18 protein-coding genes are annotated in these 22,181 nt (G+C 36.6%); 2 read left to right on the forward strand and 16 right to left on the reverse strand.

The window, feature by feature from the left end:
- Window positions 1-8 precede the first annotated feature (8 nt).
- From KUA57_RS04500 to KUA57_RS04570, 15 genes are all read right to left on the reverse strand, one after another.
- Entirely contained in the window at window positions 9-1,007 is a 999-nt protein-coding gene (locus KUA57_RS04500) for an acyltransferase (protein WP_049552126.1), read from the reverse strand.
- A 1-nt stretch (window position 1,008) separates the two neighbouring features.
- Complete coding sequence (locus tag KUA57_RS04505; RefSeq protein WP_218493714.1) at window positions 1,009-2,424, reverse strand: flippase; 1,416 nt, start codon at window positions 2,422-2,424, stop codon at window positions 1,009-1,011.
- A 151-nt stretch (window positions 2,425-2,575) separates the two neighbouring features.
- Window positions 2,576-3,721, reverse strand: a complete 1,146-nt coding sequence (locus KUA57_RS04510) for a hypothetical protein (protein ID WP_049552124.1) — start codon at window positions 3,719-3,721, stop codon at window positions 2,576-2,578.
- Window positions 3,722-3,744: 23 nt separating this feature from the next.
- Window positions 3,745-4,710, reverse strand: coding sequence for a glycosyltransferase family 2 protein (locus tag KUA57_RS04515; RefSeq protein ID WP_218493715.1), 966 nt, complete (start codon window positions 4,708-4,710; stop codon window positions 3,745-3,747).
- On the reverse strand, window positions 4,710-5,804 hold the full coding sequence (wecB, locus tag KUA57_RS04520) for a non-hydrolyzing UDP-N-acetylglucosamine 2-epimerase (protein WP_218493716.1): 1,095 nt from the start codon (window positions 5,802-5,804) through the stop codon (window positions 4,710-4,712). The genes KUA57_RS04515 and wecB overlap by 1 nt, the downstream gene beginning before the upstream one ends.
- Window positions 5,801-6,886, reverse strand: coding sequence for a glycosyltransferase family 4 protein (locus KUA57_RS04525; protein WP_218493717.1), 1,086 nt, complete (start codon window positions 6,884-6,886; stop codon window positions 5,801-5,803). Before KUA57_RS04525 ends, wecB begins: the two co-directional genes overlap by 4 nt.
- Entirely contained in the window at window positions 6,861-7,583 is a 723-nt protein-coding gene (locus KUA57_RS04530) for a WecB/TagA/CpsF family glycosyltransferase (protein WP_029690200.1), read from the reverse strand. Before KUA57_RS04530 ends, KUA57_RS04525 begins: the two co-directional genes overlap by 26 nt.
- A gap of 19 nt (window positions 7,584-7,602) precedes the next feature.
- On the reverse strand, window positions 7,603-8,388 hold the full coding sequence (locus KUA57_RS04535; protein WP_218493737.1) for a LicD family protein: 786 nt from the start codon (window positions 8,386-8,388) through the stop codon (window positions 7,603-7,605).
- Window positions 8,389-8,392: 4 nt separating this feature from the next.
- Window positions 8,393-9,760 (reverse strand): sugar transferase, encoded by a 1,368-nt coding sequence (locus KUA57_RS04540; protein WP_094753628.1) that lies wholly within the window; start codon window positions 9,758-9,760, stop codon window positions 8,393-8,395.
- Window positions 9,761-9,794: 34 nt separating this feature from the next.
- Window positions 9,795-10,478 carry a tyrosine-protein kinase gene (locus KUA57_RS04545; RefSeq protein WP_020901549.1) on the reverse strand — a complete coding sequence of 228 codons (684 nt, stop codon included), beginning with the start codon at window positions 10,476-10,478 and terminating at the stop codon, window positions 9,795-9,797.
- Window positions 10,479-10,487: 9 nt separating this feature from the next.
- Window positions 10,488-11,180: a capsular polysaccharide biosynthesis protein CpsC gene (gene cpsC, locus KUA57_RS04550; protein WP_125411070.1), complete on the reverse strand. Its 693-nt coding sequence runs from the start codon at window positions 11,178-11,180 to the stop codon at window positions 10,488-10,490.
- A gap of 8 nt (window positions 11,181-11,188) precedes the next feature.
- Window positions 11,189-11,920, reverse strand: a complete 732-nt coding sequence (gene cps4B, locus KUA57_RS04555) for a capsular polysaccharide biosynthesis protein Cps4B (protein WP_124787555.1) — start codon at window positions 11,918-11,920, stop codon at window positions 11,189-11,191.
- A 1-nt stretch (window position 11,921) separates the two neighbouring features.
- Window positions 11,922-13,367 (reverse strand): LCP family glycopolymer transferase CpsA, encoded by a 1,446-nt coding sequence (gene cpsA / locus KUA57_RS04560; RefSeq protein WP_218493718.1) that lies wholly within the window; start codon window positions 13,365-13,367, stop codon window positions 11,922-11,924.
- A 239-nt stretch (window positions 13,368-13,606) separates the two neighbouring features.
- Window positions 13,607-15,565 (reverse strand): peptide ABC transporter substrate-binding protein, encoded by a 1,959-nt coding sequence (locus KUA57_RS04565; RefSeq protein ID WP_218493719.1) that lies wholly within the window; start codon window positions 15,563-15,565, stop codon window positions 13,607-13,609.
- 195 nt (window positions 15,566-15,760) lie between these two features.
- Entirely contained in the window at window positions 15,761-17,368 is a 1,608-nt protein-coding gene (locus KUA57_RS04570; RefSeq protein WP_218493720.1) for a glycoside hydrolase family 13 protein, read from the reverse strand.
- 152 nt (window positions 17,369-17,520) lie between these two features.
- Between KUA57_RS04570 and KUA57_RS04575 the strand changes: the two genes are divergently transcribed.
- Both KUA57_RS04575 and KUA57_RS04580 read left to right on the forward strand, forming a co-directional pair.
- A complete protein-coding gene (locus KUA57_RS04575; protein WP_218493721.1) occupies window positions 17,521-19,005 on the forward strand; it encodes a DUF1846 domain-containing protein in 1,485 nt (494 codons plus the stop codon).
- A 94-nt stretch (window positions 19,006-19,099) separates the two neighbouring features.
- Entirely contained in the window at window positions 19,100-19,582 is a 483-nt protein-coding gene (locus KUA57_RS04580) for an S-ribosylhomocysteine lyase (RefSeq protein ID WP_000032547.1), read from the forward strand.
- A gap of 167 nt (window positions 19,583-19,749) precedes the next feature.
- Here KUA57_RS04580 and KUA57_RS04585 read toward each other — a convergent pair whose 3' ends face one another.
- The gene (locus KUA57_RS04585) at window positions 19,750-21,855 is read right to left on the reverse strand and encodes an ATP-dependent Clp protease ATP-binding subunit (RefSeq protein WP_218493722.1); all 2,106 of its coding nucleotides are present in this window, start codon (window positions 21,853-21,855) and stop codon (window positions 19,750-19,752) included.
- Window positions 21,856-22,181: the final 326 nt, after the last annotated feature.

Genomic DNA, 22,181 nt, shown 5'->3' on the forward strand with positions numbered 1-22,181 from the left:
TCTCCTTTTTATAATTTGACGATTCGATTGAGATATGGGATTCTCATTAATATTCCAATGACAATAAAACTAATACTCAAAGTAAATATAGCAAACCACAAATATGCACCTGTAAAACTGAAAGCAATTAATTTTTCCCATATCTTCATAACATAGGTGTGTATTACAAAAACACCCATTGTTTGATTAGATAGAGAAACAATCCATTTGCTCCCATTTTCATTCAAAGATAGTGTTAATACCATCAGGAAAATTCCTAAGCTTGTAAATTTCACGAATAGAATATCATAAAAATATTCAGCAAAAAGATTATGGTAAGTATTCTTTGCTAAGAAAAACAATATAATTGGTGATATCAATACTAAAAGCATGCTAACTATTTTCATCCAATTTTTAAATCTATATTTGAGATTATCTACATTGAATTGTGCTATATAACCACCTAAAATATAATAGAAAAACCATGTCCATAATCTAAAAGTTTGCATAACATGAGTTTGTAGAGGCCTCTGAAAGAAAATATTTGCCAATTCAACTATAAAACCAATAACAATCAATAAAGCTAAAATGTATAAATATCTTCTTTTTGAATTTAAAAATTTACTCAAAATAGGCAAGCATAAATAAATCAGTATCAATGCGCCAAAAAACCAAAACTGAAAGAAATACCCTTTTTGTATCAGAGAGCCTACAATTTTTTTAATTGGATTAACTGTAAAATCTCTTTTAAAGAGCCAAACGATAATGTTCCATGATGATACTGTTATTAGGATCCATTTGACTTTCTGAAGTATGTAATGGGAAGTTATTTCCCTCTTGCCTAACAATAAATAACCATTGACCATAAAAAACAAGGGAATAGAGTAGGTACCCAAATAATATAAATACGTCAAAAGATTCCATGAACCAGTATCTTTAAATCCACCCATTGTTGTATGAAGTAAAACAACTCCAACACAGGCAAGCACTTTTAGTAAATCTAGGTTGATATTTCGAACTTTTCTCATTCTAGTTTTTCCTAATAATTTGTTTTAATTCTTTCACATCTACCACTTTTAGAGATAGAATTGCAAAAAGATAAATGATTCCACCAAACATTGCAAATACTAGAACATTTGATGTTGGTGAAAAATGTATAACTGTTTTTGAACATAACAAAAGGCCATACATAATGGCAGATGCTAGTACAATTTTTGCCATTGATCCGATTATAGGAACTTCTCTTAGATAAGAACGAGTAAAGAATAACTGTATAGCCCAAACCAGCGACTCTGTTAAGACAGATACAATTGCTGCACCTATATAGCCCAGTTTTGGAAGCAAGAGAAGATTTAATCCGACACTAACAATAGCAGGAATTGTTGTTGAAAGCATGAACTCTCTATTTTTATTATGGGGAATCAAAATTTGAATCCCCATGATATTTGTCCATCCAATAAAGAACATTCTTAGAATCATAATAGCTATTGCATAGCGTGCATCTTGAAAATCTTTTCCCAGAAAAAAGTTAACAAAATCATCGTTTATAATTAACATACCTGCCATAATGGGGAAAATAACCAAATTATAAATCAGAAATGACATCTCATGCATTTTATTAACTGCTTTATGATTTCCTGATGATAAAAGATTTGAAACTCGTGGTAACATGACACTTCCCAATGAAGTCACTAGAGTCAATAAAATATTAACAAGTTTCAATGCTTGATCATATATTCCTACATCTTTTGTTGAAGCTAAAGCTCCCAGCATTGTACGATCCAAAGTAACATAGAGCGATATGGCAATCTGAGGTAAAAACAATAAGATAACTGGCTTCAAATGCTGCTTAGCATATTCCCAATCAAAGTGCGGTTTCCCAATAAACTCTCTTGCCGGCAACCACATACTTAATTGTCCCAACAATTCAAAAATGGTAAGCAAGAACACATATAAATATAGGTCGCTAGCTGATTTTATAAATAGAAAAATAGCAATGACGCCAACTAGTTTCACTGTAATATTTCTGACTGTAATTTTTCGAAAATCCTCTAAACCTTGGAATAGCCAAGAAATATCTAAACCTTTAGAAAGTAAACTTAACCCTAAAATATAAGCTACCGGGTTTTGCATTAACGAAAAAGTGAGACAAAGCAAAATATAGAGAGTCAGTGATAAGATGGTTGCTCCAAGTTGTAAAGTATAAATTCCCCAGAAATTTTTACTAATTGTTTTTCGATTACCAGAAATTTCCTTTGTACCATAATTGGCTACCCCCAAGGTAGCCAACAGGATAAAGTAGGTAACAATAGAATTATAATAACCATAAGTTCCTAAATCATCAGAACTAAATACTCTGGTAACATATGGAGTCGTAATAATCGGTAAAATAATTACTAATAATTGATATGAAAGATTGTATGCATAATTTTTAAGAACCTTCATAGGGGGGCATATTCCTCACTTAACTACTATTATAAACGGCGAAAATTAGTCTGTCCAAAAATGATGATGTGAAATAGATTAAACTTTTTTGGCACAAAAATCACTTAACTAGCCTCAATTTAGAACCAAGGATACATATAACGCAAAAACTTTAAACATCCTGATAATTATACCTATACTTACTCCAAGAAATACCCATTAATAATAATAATGGATTGTACATTAATTCAAAAAATTGTGGATCAAACATTGAGTGAAGTATCAATACAATAAAAACAAGCATCTCAACTGTATTAAAGTGTCCTCTTTTATTTAGTTGATAGAAACTATACCAAATAACAACTAGTAGAATCACTCCATAATGCAACAAAATATTTACAAAAGATGAATCAACGTATAAATAATTATCAAAAACAGACGTAGCCCTTTGTTGCAATTCCCAATCAATTCTTTGACCAAACATATGTACGCCATATAAAGATAATGTCTTATGTCCTAAACTTAGTCTTCCTGTCAAAGATACGTTTAAAATTTGAAAGAATTTACTGTTTGCGTTATAAAAATAAGTCAAAATGATAGGAATAAGAATCCCTGCAGTCAACGTAATTTTACCAATAGCATTCAGGATTTTTTGACTAACTACTTTATTTTTGAATATGTACACCAATACTAATGCTAGAATTGAAAGAAGGAAAGCTGATTTCGTATCAGTATTCACGTAAAAATAATAATTCAGTATTCCAAGCATTAGAATTTCTGACAATCTGATTTTACTTTTTCTCAAATATAGATAGACTAGAGTCAGATGAAATAAAAAATTAGCTCCGAAACTAGCATATTGGTATCCTTGGCTAAAACGGAATCGCCCTCCTAATTGAACCCTCAGCGTATTTTCAATAATGCCAAACTTTAATAGACCATATATAGAAATCATTAAGAGAACAATCGAAACTGTCCAGAGAATCAAAACTTTTCTAAAATTCACATTGTTTATAGAAATAATAAATAGGATTGTTGAAATTATTGTTAGAGCATCAAAAAGCTTATGTGTTGAAATTCCAATAATGATAGCCAAGCAGAAAGCTGAGAAGAAGAATATCAGAAACTTACTCGAGTGTCTCTCTAATAGTAGTTTAAACAGAAGTATGACAATAGACACTATCATAGCAACTATTCGAAAACGATAAATTTCAGGATATTTATAGACTAAATTTGTTTGAGCTATAAAATTAAAAAGCAACCAAATAAAGAAAGCTGAAAAATATAATAACTCTGATAATTTTATTTTTATTTTCATATTTTTACCTAAGTTTGTTTAAATTAGCCAATCTTATTTCGAATAGTGTTATACAATTTTGCAGATACGAGAAACAATATATATTTCAATTTATTTTTCCTTGTAACATTTGAATTCGGAATAATATCTTTGAAATATTGAATGTATTCTTTTCTAATTTTATTAACTTCAGCATACATATCTGAACTAAGCATAGCATGTACAATATGCAGACCATTAAAAACATAGCGAACATTCAAGGCTCTTCTCATATCCCTATCACCTGAATAGTCTCGTTCAATATAACTTCTATTCCATTCCATTGCCTTGTAAAAATCTAAAAGACGATCACTATACTTAGAATTTACAATACTTCCTGGTCTTCGATAGTATTTATAAAGATTTAGATCACTAACAGCAATATTTTCACAGGAAGCAATATGCTCATAAGCAAGAGCTAAATCTTCATACAACATCCCACTAGGATATGGAAACCTTAATAAGATTTCTTTCTTATATAGTTTACCACCTGAATGTGTCCCAACATAATTTCCATAAAACATTTGTTCTAAAGCTGTTCGACGATCTAATTTTCCAGAATATTTCTCTCTGAAATCTCCTAGGAAATCGCTATTTTCATAGTTTCTAACTTCAATCACTGGAGTTGCTACAAGATCAACTCTATACTTATCTCTAAGTTCTACTAAATATTCAATGGCTCTATGGTCATAATAATCGTCTGAATCAATGAAAACAATCCAATCTGTTGAAGATTCTTTTACCCCAGTATTGCGGGCATTGGATAATCCCCCATTTTCAATATGCAGAACTTTTATTCTGTCATCTTCTCGAGCATATTGGTCACAAATTTCTCCAGAACTATCCGTCGAACCATCATCTACTAGGATTATTTCAATATTTTTATATGTTTGTTGTCTTAGACTTTCTACACAATAACTCAAACAGTTCTCAACATTGTACACTGGTACAACAATAGAAATCTGATCCATTATGATAATCCTTCCAAAATGATATCAACAATACGCTCACAAGCTTTTCCATCTCCATATGGATTACTTGCTTTACTCATCTTGCTGTACTCTCTTTCATCTTCTAGAAGCAGTTTGAAATTAGTATAAATATTTTCTTCTTCTGTTCCTACCAATTTCAAGGTTCCTGCAGCAATTCCCTCTGGACGTTCTGTTGTATCACGCATTACCAATACTGGTTTACCTAAAGAAGGTGCTTCTTCTTGTACACCACCAGAATCTGTTAAAATCATGTAGCTTTGATTCATAAAATTATGGAAATCAATGACTTCTAGAGGTTCAATGATTTTCATACGTTCATTGTCGCCAAACACCTTACTTGCTAACTCACGAACCTTAGGATTCTTGTGAATAGGATATACGACTTTAACATCTTCAAATTCATTCAGGATACGATTAACTGCGTTAAACATATTTTCCATGGGTTGACCAAGGTTTTCACGTCTATGGGCTGTCAACATGATTAGTTTACTGTCCTTAGCCCACTCTAAAATAGGATGGTCATAATGCTCTTGAACGGTTGTCTTCAAGGCGTCGATGACAGTATTTCCGGTAACATAGATATTCTCTCTTCCCTCTTTTAGAAGATTCTCTTTAGCCACTTCTGTCGGAGCAAAATTGAAATCCGAAATAATTGAAGTAGTCTGACGATTGAACTCTTCAGGAAATGGACTTTGAAGATTATAAGTTCTCAATCCTGCCTCTACATGTCCAACTTTAATTCCCATGTAAAATGCAGCTAAAGCTGTCGCAAAAGTGGTTGTAGTATCCCCATGAACAAGAACAATATCTGGTTTTTCCTGCTCTAAAACGGCTTGAATTTTATCTAAAATACTTGTCGTGATTGTAAATAGTGTTTGATTTGCCTTCATGATTCCTAAATCATAATCAGGAACAACTTTAAAGACATCTAAAACTTGCTCTAACATTTCTTTATGTTGACCCGTTACACACACAAGTGTTTTGATTGAATCATTTTTCTTCAGTTCATTCACTAAGGGACACATTTTTATTGCTTCTGGACGCGTCCCAAAAACTAACATTACTTTTTTCATTTTGAATCTCCCATTAGTTTTTGATAAAATTTACGATAATTCTCTAAAAATAAAGGATAACTAAACTTCTCTTCATAATCTTTTTTAGCTTGATGAGCTAACCTAGTTCTAAGAGTTGAGTCAGTCGCCAGACTCTCAATAGCAGAAGCCAAGGCCCTAGCATCTTTAGCAGGAACCAAAATCCCATTTTCTTTTGTAACAACTTCATTAATGCCAGGAATATCTGTCGCAACCATGGTTTTTCCATTCATAAATGCTTCGATAACATTTAGAGCCAAGCCCTCAAATAATGACGAAGATACTAGGAAATCAAAACTATTAATACACTCGACTATATCCTGTCTATAGCCTAAAAAAGTTATCTTATCTTCTAAATCGAGTTCTTTAACCTTATTTTCTAATTCGTCTCTTAGCTCTCCATCCCCAACGATAAATAAACGAAGATTTTCATCTGAAATCAAAGAAATAGCATCAATCAAATAGGTCAAACCTTTTTGTTCAGATAATCTTGCAATACAGCCTAGCTTGATTCCATCAAACTTCATAATCTCATCAACTTGTCTATTTGACTGTTTCAAGATCACTCCGTTATAGATAACAGTGCTGTCTGCAACTCCCACATCATCTTTCAAATTTTGATTAACTGCTTGACCTACTGCAATACTATAGGCATTTTTCAGTGAAAATCTATATAAAGACAACTTATCTTTAAAGACATTATGAGCAGTGTAAACGTGGACTAGCTTGGGATTAATCAGTTTTAATAAACGAATATAAAAAGCTGCCATTCGATGATGCGTATGAACCAGAGTAATATCATTTGTCTTAATAATTTGATAAATAGTAAGAAGCAGCTTCAACACAGTAAGGGGATTTTTGCTGTCTATATCGTGAATTTTATGATGGATAATTCCTTGGGCCTCTAATTTTGGTTCCCAAAGGCCTCCTGTAGAAGCTACATGTACACTATCAAACTCATCTTTCAAATCAGAACTCAACTGGTACACGATTCTCTCAGCACCACCAATATCCATCGTTCGTGAAATATGTAAAATATTATTTTTTCGTTTTTCGTTTCTCATCTAAAACTCGCTTAATAAAGGTAACATTCCCTACAAAGTATCGTTTAAAGAGACGCTTTGGCTCATTAGCAACTCGGAACAACCACTCCAAGTTTGATTTCTGCATCCAAAGTGGGGCACGCTGAATGTGACCAGACAATACATCAAAACTACCACCTACACCCATAAAAATAGAATTCACTCCATTATCCATAAATTTTTGGATGATGTATTCTTTTTTAGGTGAAGTAATTCCAACAAATACAAAGTCGGGATTCTTTTCACGAATATCTTCCTGAATATCTTGCTCATCTTCCTCAGAAAAATAACCATTACGATGTCCAACAACTCGTAGATTTGGATACTCTTCTTTAAAATTTTGTAACATATCTTGCAAAACTTCTTCTTTAGCACCAAAAAAATACACTGAATAAGATTTTTCATCGGCTAATTTTAATAATCTTTGCATTAAATCAATTCCAGCAACTCGTTCTGGAACTTGGTAGCCCAAAAATCGAGAAGCTAGAACTACTGATGCACCATCTGCATTGATGATCTCAGACTCGTTAACTATCTTCTTAATAGCTTCATCTGATTGACATTGGTTAATCTTATCAGCGTTTACGCCCATTAAATGAAGAGGACGTTGTTCAATTACAAATTTCTCAACCTCTTGTACTGTTTCATCCATTGTTAAAGGGTCAATTCTGACCCCCATTAAATTAAAACTATTCAAATTAATCTCCCCATGTAGACTCAAAATGACCCTTACGCTCGGCTTCTTTTGGTAACTTCATGTAATCACCATATATTTTTGTTAAATATTCATCTGGGTTTGCATGGCAACTTATTTCTAAGTTCTCAAACTCTAGTAATTGTGGTTCACCGAATACTTCTTTTCTAGCAAGCTCACGTTCTCTGTAAGAGCCTAATACATTACCTACTATTGAACTAGTTTCAAAATCATATTGTTTAATTAGATTTTGTAATTTGTTGTTAATAGTGGCTGTTTTTAGAAGTTTATTTAATTTCAAAACTTTTGATATACTCACAATTGCATTTTCAAAACTTCCCCGATCTCTGTCATGTAGACGATCGATTACCGAAATTTTAGAAAGTGCACGATAGAATTTGATTTTGTTTGTATGAATAAAATAATGAAAACGATCATCTGGATAACCATCCAAAGGAAAAATATCTATGAATGGACTACATAGTTCATCTCCAAATGGAATTTGTAAGGATGTATCCATAATAGAGGTATTACCTAAATTGTCATCATGAAGTCTCAAAATAACATGTTCTGGAAGTTCTTTTTTACAAATAGATAAAAATTTTTCATAATCTTTTCGAGGCATCCCTAAATCCATATCATCATCCCAAGGAATAAATCCTTTATGACGAATGGCTCCTAGCAATGTTCCTCCCAAAGCATAATATCTTAAGTTATATTTACTACAAATAGCAATAAAGTTTTTCAATAAAGATAATTCTCCTAGTTGAATTTCCCTCACTTTATTCATAAAATCACTTCGCTCCATCTCTCATAAGTACAACTTTAATAGTTTTTAGTAAAATTTCAATGTCTTTCCAAATTGTCCAATCGTCTATATAAGCTACATCTAATTTAACAACTTCATCAAAATTCTTAATCTCACTTCTACCACTAACTTGCCAAAGTCCAGTGATACCCGGTTTAAAACTCAATCGACGTTTTTGTTCAGGTGTGTATGTCTCATATTCATCAACTGTTGGCGGTCTTGTTCCCACTAGGCTCATATCTCCTTTCAGAACATTCCAAAACTGGGGAAGTTCATCCAAGCTAGTTTTACGGATAAAGCGACCAATTTTTGTAATGCGAGGATCATTGTCCATCTTAAACATACCACCCTGCATGGTATTTTTCTCCAACAATTCTCTCTTTTTATCCTCAGCATCAATACACATTGATCTAAATTTATAAAAAGTAAAATGTCGGCCGTTTTTTCCTATGCGAGTCTGGGCAAAAATAGCAGGTCCACCATCTTTTCGAATAGCTGGAACTAGAACTATACTAACTAGACCACAAATCATTAAACCAAAAATAGAACCAATAATATCTATGACACGCTTAGCAATTACATGACTATTCTTATAAAATTTCGTCGAAAAAGTAATGACATTTAGACCAGCCATCCCACGGATTTTTTTGTCACGCCCTAGATTATGGTCAAAAGCATTTAGATTAACCGTTACATCAATTCCCATCGTTTCAAAACGAGAAATAAATTCACCAATATCATATTCTTCACTAGGAAGATTGATAAACACTTCGTCCACAACTTCGTGAGTTGCAAAATTTAAAATATTTTCGACTGGTACGACTGTAATAGTATCATGTTGGAAATTAGGTTTATCTAATACACTAACTGCCACCAGTTCTCCAAAGAAATCACCCGCATCAAGTAATTTATCCATCACTTTCTCAACTCTAGATGTTGCTGTAATCAAGAATAGTTTTTTACTCCATTTCAAATTAGGAAATACCCGTTTCGAATAATACTTGATACAAATATTGACTAGATACATTAGAATCGAGTGTAAGGTTAAGAAATACACCATGCCTCGTCTAGAGATACTAAAGCGTTCTTCTAAAAAGAAATTAGAAAGACTAATTGCCAACGCAAAGAAAATGATATATTTTGTCAAGCGAACAAGTTCAATCAAACTCCCTCGTCTAAAAAAATCTTGACCGTAATCGCTAAAATAAAATACGATGTAGTGGAGAATATATAGGACAATCATTGTTGTTGAAAGAATATCTGTCTCTTTAACAAAACTAAGAGAATACCCCAGTAACACTACTATAAAACTCTGGATTACTGCCAGAGATATTTTTATCCCTTTCTCTTCCATAACTACTTCCTTAGTCTATCCCTTATTCTATCCCCTATTTTTTACCGTAAGAACCATACTCACCGTAAGAACCATATTTCTCAGCTGAAGTATTGAATTTATTTAATACAACTCCTAAAAATGGTTTATTCGTTTGTTCCAATTGACCTTTAGCCTTCTGAACATCTTTTCTGTTAGCTTCTCCTGCCGCAGTAACTAAAACAGATGCATCACATTTCTGTGTAATAATAGCTGCGTCGATTACGATACCAATAGGCGCTGTATCAACAATAATATAATCAAAATACTTGCGAAGTGTGTCAATCATAGTGCTAAAATTTTCACTTTGCAATAAAGCAGTTGGGTTGGGTGAGATAGACCCAGCTTGAACCACAAATAGATTCTCAACATTGGTATCACATAAACCATGAGATAGGTCTGTTGTTCCAGATAAAAATTCTGTCAATCCAGTAATTTTTTCACGTGACTTGAAGACACCTGACATGACAGAATTACGAATATCAGCATCTACTAACAGGGTCTTGTAACCTGCACGCGCGAATGCCCAAGCAATATTTGTAGAAGTCGTTGACTTTCCTTCACCTGGTTTTACAGAGGTGATAGAAATCACTTGTAAATTATTTCCACTCAATTGTATATTCGTACGCAAGGCATTATAGTATTCTTCCGCTTTTTTGGCCAGATCTAATTTTTTCTGTGCTATTTCTAATGTCGGCATATCTCTCTCCTATTTCAATTTATCCAAATTTGGAACAACTCCCAATAATGCGATTTGCATAACATCTTCAATATCCTCTGGACGTTTCACTCGTGTATCAACCAGTTCAACGATAAGAACAGCGATAACCGTAAAGACTGTTCCTCCAAGTAGACCTATAATTGTATTTCTACGAATATTTGGAGAAGATGGTGCTATAGCGGGACGAGCTTCTTCAAGTGTTGTGACATCAGAAACGCGTGTGATACTGATAATCTTTTCAGCAGCTACTTCTCTCAAGGAGTTAGCGATACGACTAGCTTCCTCAGGGACTCTATCATTAACTGAAATAGAAACGATACGGGTATCGACTGGTACAGTTACCTTGACTTTACTAGCCAAAGATTTTGGTGACAGATCTAATTTCAAATCAGATGTAACTTTTTCTAAAACATCTTGAGACAAAATAATTTCACGATAGTCTTTAACCAAGTATGATCCAGCTTGCAAGTCTTGATTTGTCAAACCAGGCTTATCTCCCTGATTACGGTTGACTACATAAATCCGTGTAGTACTAGTGAACTCCGGTTTAACGATAAAAGCACTATAAGCAAAAGCTAAAGCTCCAGCTACAATTGCTACCAATGCAACTAGAATTTTTCGTTTCCAAAGAATTTTAAATAGGTGAAATACATCGATTTCCATAGTATTTTGTTCTTTCATATTTTCTCCTAAATTATTTGATCCATTATAATTTTCCTAGGGTTCTCTACAAATAGCTCTTCCGCCTTGGCTCTACCATACTTTTTAGAAATAATCTGATAAGCCTCCTCCATATAGGGGGGTCTACTATCTAAGTTATGCATATCACTTGCAATGACATGAACCAAGTCTTTCTCCAAAAAATATTGGGCTCTCTTTTTCATAAATTTATAGGTTTCACCGAAGAGCTTAGGTTTTAGAACATGAGAACTATTTACTTGCGTATAGCAGCCCATATCAATCAGTTCCCTAACACGCTTTTCATTGTTTTCCAACGCATCATAACGTTCAATATGAGCAATCACCGGGGTAATCCCTAACATCAAAATATTGCTTAACCCTCTATGAATATCGCGATAGGGTGTATTCATACTAAATTCAATCAAAGCATAACGACTATCATTAAGGGTAGGAATACGCTTGTTTTCAAGTTTTTCTAGAACATCTGGAGTATAGTATATCTCCGCTCCATAAGCAATGACCAAATCATCTGCCACTTCTTTAGCAATCTCACGAACCTTTAAAAAATTCGTCGCTATTTTTTCTTCTGGAGTCTCAAACATCCCTTTTCGACGATGGGAAGTCGAAACAATCATCCTAACCCCTTGATTATATGCTTCTCTTAAAAGGGCTTTACTATCTTCTATAGACTTCGGGCCATCATCTACATCAAAGACAATGTGAGAGTGGATATCAATCATATCATCTTCCCTCCATCACATCTTGTATCGCACTTTTAGCAGCTGCTAGACTACTATCATCGATTTCCATCATATAGAGATTACTATCTGGCATAGCATAAGAAGGAAGTCCCATTTGACCTGTACCTTTGAGGTCTTGAGAGTTGACTTTATAACTACCACCACTCTCCAATTGAGCATTAACCAAATCCATCATCGTTTCGATCGGCATATTTGTTTGGAGGGAATCTTGCAAGCCTTGAATAATGTCACTATAATTTTTTAAGGCTTCAGTAGAAGTTAATTTCTGAATGATTGCGACGATGACCTTTTGTTGATTACGACCACGGTCACGATCCCCATCAGCTAAAGAGTAACGTTCACGAACAAACCCAAGAGCTTGTTCAGAATCTAAATGGACATTTCCTACTGGGAAGTGGAACTTCCCGTGACGAGATGTAAACTCCTGATCATTGTATACATCTACACCACCTAAAAGGTCAATCAATTTCAAGAACGAAGTGAAGTTTAGACGAACATAGTAATTAATATCAACTCCATAAAGATTTTCCAAAGTATGAATAGAGGAGTCAACTCCATAAATACCTGCATGAGTCAACTTATCTTTTTGATTATTCCCGCCGTCAGCAATCGGAACATAAGAATCTCGAGGGGTTGTTGTCAATAGAATTTTTTTTGAATCTTGATTAACAGTCATCAAAATGTTGACATCTGAACGAGAAACTGAACTAATTGGTCCGTAAGTGTCAATACCACTCACATAGACATTGAAGGATTTGTTCTTAGAAACTTTAGGAGCAGCTACTTCTTTGGTGATATTTTTAGTGTAGATTTTCCTAATTTTTGATGCGTAATCAGGGTATTCAGATTCTATAATATTTTCAAAGACGCTATTTAAGACAATCGCTTTTGCTTCACCTGATACCAAGCTCTTATAAGCTGCAAGGTATGAGGTGCTTTGTTCAACCGTCAATTCTTTGCTCTGACTAGTTTTGATATCAGCTATCAATTTTTGAATATTATCATTATCAGTATCCGTAGGTCCTGTAACACTATCTAATTGCGTGACATTATGAACGTCACTATCTTTCAGAACAACAACACTCATTGAGTATTCTGAGTAATTTGACGTAGAATTGATATGACTAGTAAAGCCGACAAATTGTTGCAGTGCAAAAAAAGAAACTGAACTCATTAAAATAGCTAGTGTTAAAAAGAAAATTGTAAACTTTTCTGCTTTTCTATAAATGATCAAAAGCAGACTCGCTAAAGCGACCAAAATCACTACAGCTGCCGTTATGACATTCAGATATCTAAACGCTAATATATTATGTCTAAAAATCAAGAACAGCAAAAAACCACCCAATAATACATAAATGGTTAATAAGGCTATATTAATACTCCGCTTAACTTTACCCGAACGGGCTCTTTTTGAACGTTTATTCATAGTTTTCCCCTATATGTTGATTATCAGAATTATTATATCACAATCATGAAATAATTTCCATTTATTCCTTTTTTTATCAGCGTTTTCAATACATCTTCTAAATGCACTCCGAAGGAATAATTGTTTTTTTATAACCTGTATAGTATCTATCGCTTCCTATTTTGACATTCTCGTTTCATAGACAGAGGAATACGAATCAAAAATATAACAAACAAGGTCCCTTACGGAACCTCGTTCATCTATTTAACATGATTTTCTGCTTCTTTTTGAGCTTTTTCGATTGCTTTTTTGCTTTCTTGCTCCCATTTAGTCTTAGCTTCTTCAAACTGTTTGGTTGTCACAGTATCTTTTTGCAGTTTCATGTACTTGTAGTTATTGCCGTCACCCTTGATGCCGACCAATGAATAACCTCTTGTGAATGGCGTTACTTTGGTGACAGATGCTGTTCCACCACTTGACATGGCTGACATAATCAGAGAATTGTCAATCATCCAAGCCTGTGCTTCAGCATATTTTTCATAGCGTTTGGCGACATCTTTATTTTCGCTATCTGCATCTTTGAGCATCTTGGTGTAAGTATCAAGACCCAGACTAGCAATTTTCGTTTTATCTTCCTGAGCATCTAGACCAAAGATCTTGAGGTAGAATCCATCCTCTGCATTGAAAGGATTGAGATAAGTTGACGGATCTTGGTAATCACCTACCCAACCATCAAAGTTCAAATCGTAGTCTCGATCAGCAGGCGTTGGTGCCAAGAAGGCTACGTTATTAAAATCATCTGTTGACAGTTGCTGAACATCAATGACAATGTTATCAGCGCCTAAAACTGACTCAAGGGTCTGCTTAACAGAGTTCATACCTGTCACGGCATTTTTACTTGTTTGATCAACTGCAACATCCAAGTGAATAGGGAAAGTCACACCTTGACTTGCCAATTCTTTTTTAGCTTCCGCAAATTTTGCTTGGGCTTTTTCTTTGTTAAAGTAGGAATCCTGAGCATCTGCCAAGTTAATACCTGACCATTCTGTGCCATAGTTGACCAATTTAGAAGCAACTACTTCTCCAAAGGTCTTGTCTCCCACTTGGACAAATGTTGGAGGCACTAGAGTGTTACGAAGGGTCTTGCTAGCTGCTTCTTCCCCATTTGACTGGGCAGAATAGGCTGTGCGATCCAATGCAAAGTTCACCGCTTGACGGAATTTTTTGTTCAAGACAGCTGTTTCAGTTGACTTCTTCTGCTCATCTGTCGTTTTAGATGTGTGGTTGTAGGCCTTACGATTGACGTTAAAATTGAAATACCAAGAAGTCTTGTCCTGCAAGCTATAAACGATATTATCCTTATATTTTTCCTTGGTCTTGGCAAAGTTAGAACTATTTGGATAAACCCCAGCGATTGAATAGGCTCCACTTTCAAAGTTACGGATGGTCAATTCTTGGTCTGAACCATCAAAGTAAGCCAATTTCACATGTTCAATTGATACTTTATCATGATCGTAGTAATGCGGATTTTTCACATACTCGATTGATGATTTTGATGTGAAATCTTTTAACAAATAAGGTCCGCTGTAAAGAATACTATCTGGAGATAGGGTACCAAAATCTTTCCCTTTTGAGTTTAAAAACTCTTCATTCACCGGGAAAAGAATACTGTTAGTTGTTTTTGAATTCCAGTAAGGTTCTGGGCGTGCCAAAGTATACTCAACAGTCTGGTCGTCAATCGCCTTCACCCCAACCTTAGAAAAGTCAGTATCCGCTCCTGTAATATAATCATTCAAGCCCTTGATGGAGTTTTGAATCAAGTCAATGGCCTGTGATTTATTGTCCACTGCATACTTGATACCTGTCACAAAATCTTGTGCCTTGACTGGGGCGTACTCTTCACCGTCAGCCGTGAACCATTTGGCATCTTTTCTTAATTTATAGGTATAAGTCAGACCGTCGCTTGAAACAGACCAGTCTTCTGCCAAAGATGGAACTAGGTTCCCGTGGTTGTCATTTTCAAGCAAACCATCAACTAGGTTAGTAATGATGGCTGTATTATCAGCGTAGTAGTCTAATAAATAGTTAAATGTAGTTGGATTTCCACTAAAGGTTGATGAGTAAGTTTTTGTATCTGAACCTGATTGTCCGCAAGCAGCTAAAAGCAAAGCAGCCGCAAGGGTCAGGCCTGCGCTAAGGACACGCTTTTTTGTATTCATCTTCTTTCTCCTTTATGTTAGTTTTTATAACATAGATTTATTTTACCAAAATAGAGGAAATTTGTAAAGTTAATTGAATTTTGAGAATGAAAGTTTATAAACTTTGCTCATAAAAAAACAAAGGATTTCTGTCTTTCATACAGTCCTCCCTTGTTTTTATGCGATTTTATTTTTAAATTTTTCTGTAAAAAATATTTATAGTAATTCCACACAGAAAGCATCCCATGGCGCCAAGATTTGTTTTTCAAAAACTTCCTGAGCCGTGGTGTTTTCAATCAAGACCGATTTGACTTTTCCTTCTACGGTCAAGTCTTGCTCTTCATTGGACAAGTTGGCCACAACTAAGAAACGGCGGTCACCATCTTTACGGATGTAAGCAAAGACCTTATCAGCAGTTTCAAGCAATTCAAATTCAGCTCGAATCAGCCAGCTATTCTCTTTGCGGATTTGAACCAGTTTCTGATAAGTATAGAAAATAGAATCTGGATTTGCCAGTGTTTCTTGAACGTTGATTGCTTGATAGTTTGGATTGACTGCCAACCAAGGTTGACCTGTTGAGAAGCCAGCATTTTGGCCTTCATCCCATTGCATCGGAGTACGAGCATTGTCGCGACCAATGACACGGATACTATCCATAATTTCTTCCATCGGAACACCTTTTTCAAGAGCTTGACGCGCATAGTTGAGAGATTCAATATCTTCTACTTGATCAAGTGTCTCAAACGGATAATTGGTCATCCCAATCTCCTCACCTTGGTAGATATAAGGTGTTCCTCTCATGAGATGAAGTAAGATTGCAAAGGCTTTGGCAGATTTTTCACGGTATTCTTGGTCATTTCCCCAGATAGAGACAATACGAGGAAGGTCATGGTTGTTCCAGAAGAGGGAATTCCAGCCGTCTTCAACTCCTAACTCAGTCTGCCATTTGTTGAAAATCTCTTTTAACTTAGCGATGTTTAGCTCTTTTTGATAGTGCCATTTAGGTTGCCCTTCCTGATACTGAAGACAGATGTGTTCAAACTGGAAGACCATAGACAATTCTTGCCCCTTTGGATCAGAGTAAAGTTTAGCGATTTCTGGCGTCGCTCCCCAGGTCTCTCCCACCGTCAAGAGTTCTTTGTCGCCAAAGGTCGCCTGATTCATCTCCTTGAGATAGGGATGGAGCATAGGACCATTATTGACTACTTTCTCATCAGGAATTTTCCCAATCATATCAATGACATCCATACGAAAACCGCCAATGCCTTTATCAATCCAGAAGTTCATCATCTCGTAAATTTTCTGGCGCAGTTTTTCATTCTCCCAGTTGAGATCCGGCTGTTTCTTGCTGAAAAAGTGGAGATAGTATTGACCTGACTTTTCATCGTATTCCCAGGCAGATCCGCTAAAGATAGAATCAAGATCATTTGGTTCATCCCGCCAGATATAGTAGTCGCGCTCAGGACTGTCAGGATTTTCACAGGCTTCGACAAACCAAGCATGTTCATCTGAAGTATGATTGACCACCAAGTCCATGATGATACGAATATCACGCTTCTTAGCCTCCGCAATCAGTTGGTCCATGTCCTCCATGGTTCCGAAAATAGCTGCAATCGCTTGATAATCAGCAATATCGTAGCCATTATCGTCCATAGGACTGTCATAAACAGGAGAAAGCCAAATCGCTGTGATTCCTAACTTGGCTAGATAATCCAACTTACTGGTAATACCTGGCAAATCGCCAATTCCATCTCCGTTGCTATCCATAAAGCTCTTAGGATAAACTTGATAGACTACGGCATTGTGCCACCACTTTTCTTGCATCTTCTTACCTCATTATTTTAATAATCTATAGTCTATGATAGCGCTTTTCAGAGTTTTATGCAAGCGTTTGCCTAATCTTTTTGATTCCTTTTTTAACTCCATAGTTTCCTAACTTCCAATTTTTTATTATAATAGAGGTCAGAGGTAAAAAAATGAAAAAACAAGCTTTTAGTTCTGAACAATATTTGAATCTACAGCGCGACCACATTTTGGAGCGCATTAACCAATTTGACGGCAAGCTCTACTTGGAGTTTGGTGGCAAAATGTTAGAAGATTTCCACGCTGCTCGTGTTCTTCCTGGTTATGAGCCTGACAACAAAATCAAGCTCTTGCAAGAATTAAAAGAGCAAGTCGAGGTTGTGATTGCCATTAACGCTAGCAACATCGAACATTCCAAAGCACGTGGTGACTTGGGCATTTCTTATGACCAAGAAGTTCTTCGTTTGATTGATAAATTCAATGAATTAGGGATTTTTGTTGGCTCGGTAGTCATCACACAGTACGCTGGTCAACCAGCTGCAGATGCCTTCCGCAACCAACTTGAGAAAAACGGAATTGATTCTTATCTTCACTATCCAATCAAAGGATATCCGACGGATATGGATCACATCATTTCTCCAGAAGGCATGGGAAAAAATGACTACATCAAAACTAGTCGCAACTTGATCGTCGTAACCGCTCCTGGACCTGGTTCTGGAAAATTGGCAACTTGTATGTCAAACATGTACCACGACCAAATCAATGGTATCAAGTCTGGTTACGCTAAATTTGAAACCTTCCCAGTTTGGAATCTTCCCCTTCATCATCCAGTCAACTTGGCTTACGAGGCTGCCACAGCTGACCTTGATGATGTCAACATGATTGACCCCTTCCATCTCCAAACCTACGGAGAAACCACTGTCAACTACAACCGTGACATCGAAATCTTCCCAGTGCTCAAGCGCATGTTGGAACGTATCCTAGGTGAATCTCCTTACGCTTCACCTACAGATATGGGTGTCAACATGGTTGGTTTCGCTATTACAGATGACGAGGCTGCTGTCGAAGCTTCTAAACAAGAAATCATCCGCCGTTACTATCAAACTGTTCTTGACTTCAAGGCTGAAAAAGTTGGCGAAGCTGCTGTTAAGAAAATCGAGTTGCTCATGAACGACCTCGGCATCACACCTGCAGACCGCAAGGTTGCTGTCGCTGCTCGTCAAAAAGCAGAAGAAACTGGCGGACCAGCCCTAGCCCTTGAATTGCCTAACGGGGAAATCGTCACAGGTAAGAACTCTGAGCTCTTTGGCCCTACAGCCGCTGCCTTGATCAACGCCATCAAGAAATCAGCTGACATTGCTAAAGAAGTAAAACTCATCGAACCGGAACTTGTCAAGCCAATCCAAGGTCTTAAAATTGATCATCTCGGTAGCCGCAATCCACGCCTTCATTCAAATGAAATCCTGATTGCACTTGCCATCACGGCTACAGAAAATCCTGATGCTGCTCGTGCTATGGAAGAGCTCGGCAACCTCAAAGGAAGCGAAGCCCACTCAACCATCATCTTGACAGATGAAGACAAGAACGTCCTTCGTAAATTGGGTATCAATGTAACCTTTGACCCTTACTACCAATACGACCGCTTGTATCGCAAGTAAAGATTTGAACCTCTCCACTCTCGGAGAGGTTTTCTCTCTGTCTCAGGAGCCGGCTTTATGTTATAATGAAAAGAGAAAATTGAAAGGATTTACCATGTCAAAAGAAGTTATTGTTGAAAGCTTTGAACTTGATCACACCATTGTAAAAGCGCCTTATGTCCGCTTGATTGGGGAAGAAACAGGCCCAAAAGGAGACATCATCTCCAATTATGATATTCGCTTGGTGCAACCAAACGAAGACTCTATCCCTACTGCCGGCCTTCACACCATCGAGCACCTCTTGGCAAAGCTCATCCGTACTCGCATTGACGGTATGATTGACTGTTCACCATTTGGTTGCCGTACAGGCTTCCATATGATTATGTGGGGACGTCATACCAGCGCTGAAATTGCAGCAGTTATCAAGGATTCGCTCAAAGAAATCGCTGAAACTACTACTTGGGAAGATGTCCCAGGAACAACCATCGAATCTTGCGGAAACTACAAGGACCACAGCCTCTTCTCTGCTAAAGAATGGGCGAAACTCATCTTGGAACAAGGAATCTCAGATGATGCCTTTGAGCGTCATGTGATTTAAACACAAAAAAGGAACCAGTTTTTTCAGCTGGTTCCTTCTTTTTTATTCTCAAAATTTTGTCTTATACTCAATGAAAATCAAAGAGCAAACTAGGAAACTAGCCGCAGGCTGTACTTGAGTACGGCAAGGCGACGTTGACGTGGTTTGAATTTGATTTTCAAAGAGTATTAGGCTTTTTCACGAATGACCAAAACACCGTCTTCCATATCTGCTTCCAAATGTTTGGCATCTAGATGATCCAAGTGGAAGTCTGTTACCTTATCACGAATTTGTTGTTCAACCACTCGGCGAAGCGGACGAACACCCATGACTTCGTCATAGCCTTCTTCTGTAATATAGTCTTTAGCCGCTTGACTGACTACCAAGTCAATGTCTTTCTTAGCCAAGGTTTGGTTGACTTCAGCCAGCATCAAGTCCACAATCTTAGAAAGGTCTTCCTTCGTCAAGTGTGAGAACTCGATAACTGCGTTAAAGCGGTTAAGGAACTCTGGACGGAAGAAGGGTTTCAAACGATCCATCAACTCTGGTTTATCCGCATCTTCTGTCAAGTTGGCTTCATAGCCAAATCCAGCATTTGACGTTGCAATAATGACAGTGTTCTTAAAGTTCACCGTATTTCCTTGACCATCTGTCAAACGACCATCATCCAAAACTTGAAGGAGAAGAGTAATCACTTGAGGATCAGCCTTTTCAATCTCATCCAAAAGAATAATAGAGTAAGGATTGCGACGAACACGTTCTGTCAAGGTATTACTATTGTCATCATAACCCACATAACCAGCTGTTGTACCGATTAGCTTAGAAACAGCTGTGCGGTCACTGTATTCAGACATATCCAAACGGATGATTGCCTCCTTGGTTCCAAACATATCCAGCGCCAATTGCTTAGCTAACTCAGTCTTACCAACCCCAGTAGGCCCTACAAAGAGGAAGCTACCGATTGGGCGATTGCCTTCATCAAAACCAGCACGGTTACGACGGATAGCACGAGACACTGCTTCAACTGCCTTGTCTTGGCCGATCACCTTATCTTGCAAGCGATGAGCCATATCTTTCAATCGTTCGATGTCTGACGCTCCCATTTGTGAAACTGGAATACCCGTCATACGTTCTACAGATTCAGCCACATCGTTGACACTTGCAGTCACTTTCATATCTTCTGTGTGGTTTTCGATTTTCTTTTCTAATTCTGCGATACGTGTTTTATAGTTTAGAGCTGCTTCAAAATCTTCTGCCTCAACCGCTTTTTCTTGCTTGTCTTTTTCTGCCTCGATTTCACGTTCAACAGCATGTACATCTGTTACTGGATGCTGAGCTGCCAAGTGAGCCGCCGTTACATCGACAAGGTCAATAGCCTTATCTGGCAAGCTACGTTGAGGAATGTATTGAACAGAATAATCCACTGCTGCTTTCAAGACTTCATCTGGCAAGATGACATTGTGGTGTTGTTGATAGAGGTCACGAATTCCTTGAAGGATTTTAAAGGTATCCTCTGCTGAAGGAGCATTGACCTTGACTTCGTTAAAACGACGAGCAAGAGCAGCATTCTTCAAGATGGTGTTACGGTATTCGTCTTGAGTTGTCGCTCCAATCACTGTCAATTCACCACGAGAGAGGGCTGGCTTGAGAATATCCGCAAGCCCTTTAGAACCACTATCTCCACCAGTGCTACCAGCACCGAGAATTTGGTGAATTTCATCAAAGAAGAGAATAATATTTCCTGCTTCTTTCACTTCATTGACTAGATTTTGGACATTTTCTTCAAAGCTACCACGGTATTGAGTACCAGCCTCAAGACCTGAGATGTCAATGGAAAGGATTTCCTTGTTCTTAATAGCAGCTGGGACATCTCCGTTCACAATGGCTTGCGCTAGGCCTTCTACAACCGCTGTCTTACCAACACCTGCATCTCCGACCAAAACAGGATTATTCTTGGTACGGCGTGATAGAATTTCAGATGTTTCTTGAATTTCCTTGTTTCGTCCGATAACAGGATCCAACTTACCCTCACGAGCTTCCGCTGTCAAGTTACGACCTAGTTTGGCAAGGACACCGTCTTGTTTCATACCTGAAGCCTGTTGTTGCATTTGCGCATCAGATTCTGCATTTCCTGGCAATTGACCAGTTGCACGATAGTGAGCAAATTCCTCAGGTGTGACTTCACGTCCATTAATCAAGTAACGGCGATTTTCAGAACTATATCCTCGCATACCACCCATCAATTGGTTAAATAAATCATCCATGTTGTTAAAATTATTAAAGTTGTTGTTCATATTCTTTACCTCTTTTTGTTTACTTAGTTACGATCACTGATATTGACTATCTTTGACCTTTGTTTTAAAAAATTTAGACTAGCTAAATCGCTACTCTACGTACTATTTCTGGTTTTTCTTTTTCAAGCAGGAGTAGACTATCTTTACTTCTAAAGATTTCTAGATTAAACATAGACCCCACCTCTTTCTATTTTACTTTAAATAAGTGTTCTAGTAAGGTTTTCATTTACCTTACGTTCATAATATACTACATTAGTCAGAAAAGGTCAAGTAATTTGACTTTAATTGACCAATAAATTTTACAAAAAGAAGAACTAGCTTTTAAC

The organism is Streptococcus vulneris (assembly GCF_019218685.1).
GTDB classification, from domain to species: Bacteria; Bacillota; Bacilli; order Lactobacillales; family Streptococcaceae; genus Streptococcus; species Streptococcus vulneris.

Bases quoted from the DNA above. Each gene is read 5' to 3' on its own strand.
- KUA57_RS04500 (WP_049552126.1), bottom strand. From the start codon at position 1,007: ATGAGAAAAGTTCGAAATATCAACCTAGATTTACTAAAAGTGCTTGCC.
- KUA57_RS04505 (WP_218493714.1), bottom strand. From the start codon at position 2,424: ATGAAGGTTCTTAAAAATTATGCATACAATCTTTCATATCAATTATTA.
- KUA57_RS04510 (WP_049552124.1), bottom strand. From the start codon at position 3,721: ATGAAAATAAAAATAAAATTATCAGAGTTATTATATTTTTCAGCTTTC.
- KUA57_RS04515 (WP_218493715.1), bottom strand. From the start codon at position 4,710: ATGGATCAGATTTCTATTGTTGTACCAGTGTACAATGTTGAGAACTGT.
- wecB (WP_218493716.1), bottom strand. From the start codon at position 5,804: ATGAAAAAAGTAATGTTAGTTTTTGGGACGCGTCCAGAAGCAATAAAA.
- KUA57_RS04525 (WP_218493717.1), bottom strand. From the start codon at position 6,886: ATGAGAAACGAAAAACGAAAAAATAATATTTTACATATTTCACGAACG.
- KUA57_RS04530 (WP_029690200.1), bottom strand. From the start codon at position 7,583: ATGGGGGTCAGAATTGACCCTTTAACAATGGATGAAACAGTACAAGAG.
- KUA57_RS04535 (WP_218493737.1), bottom strand. From the start codon at position 8,388: ATGAATAAAGTGAGGGAAATTCAACTAGGAGAATTATCTTTATTGAAA.
- KUA57_RS04540 (WP_094753628.1), bottom strand. From the start codon at position 9,760: ATGGAAGAGAAAGGGATAAAAATATCTCTGGCAGTAATCCAGAGTTTT.
- KUA57_RS04545 (WP_020901549.1), bottom strand. From the start codon at position 10,478: ATGCCGACATTAGAAATAGCACAGAAAAAATTAGATCTGGCCAAAAAA.
- cpsC (WP_125411070.1), bottom strand. From the start codon at position 11,180: ATGAAAGAACAAAATACTATGGAAATCGATGTATTTCACCTATTTAAA.
- cps4B (WP_124787555.1), bottom strand. From the start codon at position 11,920: ATGATTGATATCCACTCTCACATTGTCTTTGATGTAGATGATGGCCCG.
- cpsA (WP_218493718.1), bottom strand. From the start codon at position 13,367: ATGAATAAACGTTCAAAAAGAGCCCGTTCGGGTAAAGTTAAGCGGAGT.
- KUA57_RS04565 (WP_218493719.1), bottom strand. From the start codon at position 15,565: ATGAATACAAAAAAGCGTGTCCTTAGCGCAGGCCTGACCCTTGCGGCT.
- KUA57_RS04570 (WP_218493720.1), bottom strand. From the start codon at position 17,368: ATGCAAGAAAAGTGGTGGCACAATGCCGTAGTCTATCAAGTTTATCCT.
- KUA57_RS04575 (WP_218493721.1), top strand. From the start codon at position 17,521: ATGAAAAAACAAGCTTTTAGTTCTGAACAATATTTGAATCTACAGCGC.
- KUA57_RS04580 (WP_000032547.1), top strand. From the start codon at position 19,100: ATGTCAAAAGAAGTTATTGTTGAAAGCTTTGAACTTGATCACACCATT.
- KUA57_RS04585 (WP_218493722.1), bottom strand. From the start codon at position 21,855: ATGAACAACAACTTTAATAATTTTAACAACATGGATGATTTATTTAAC.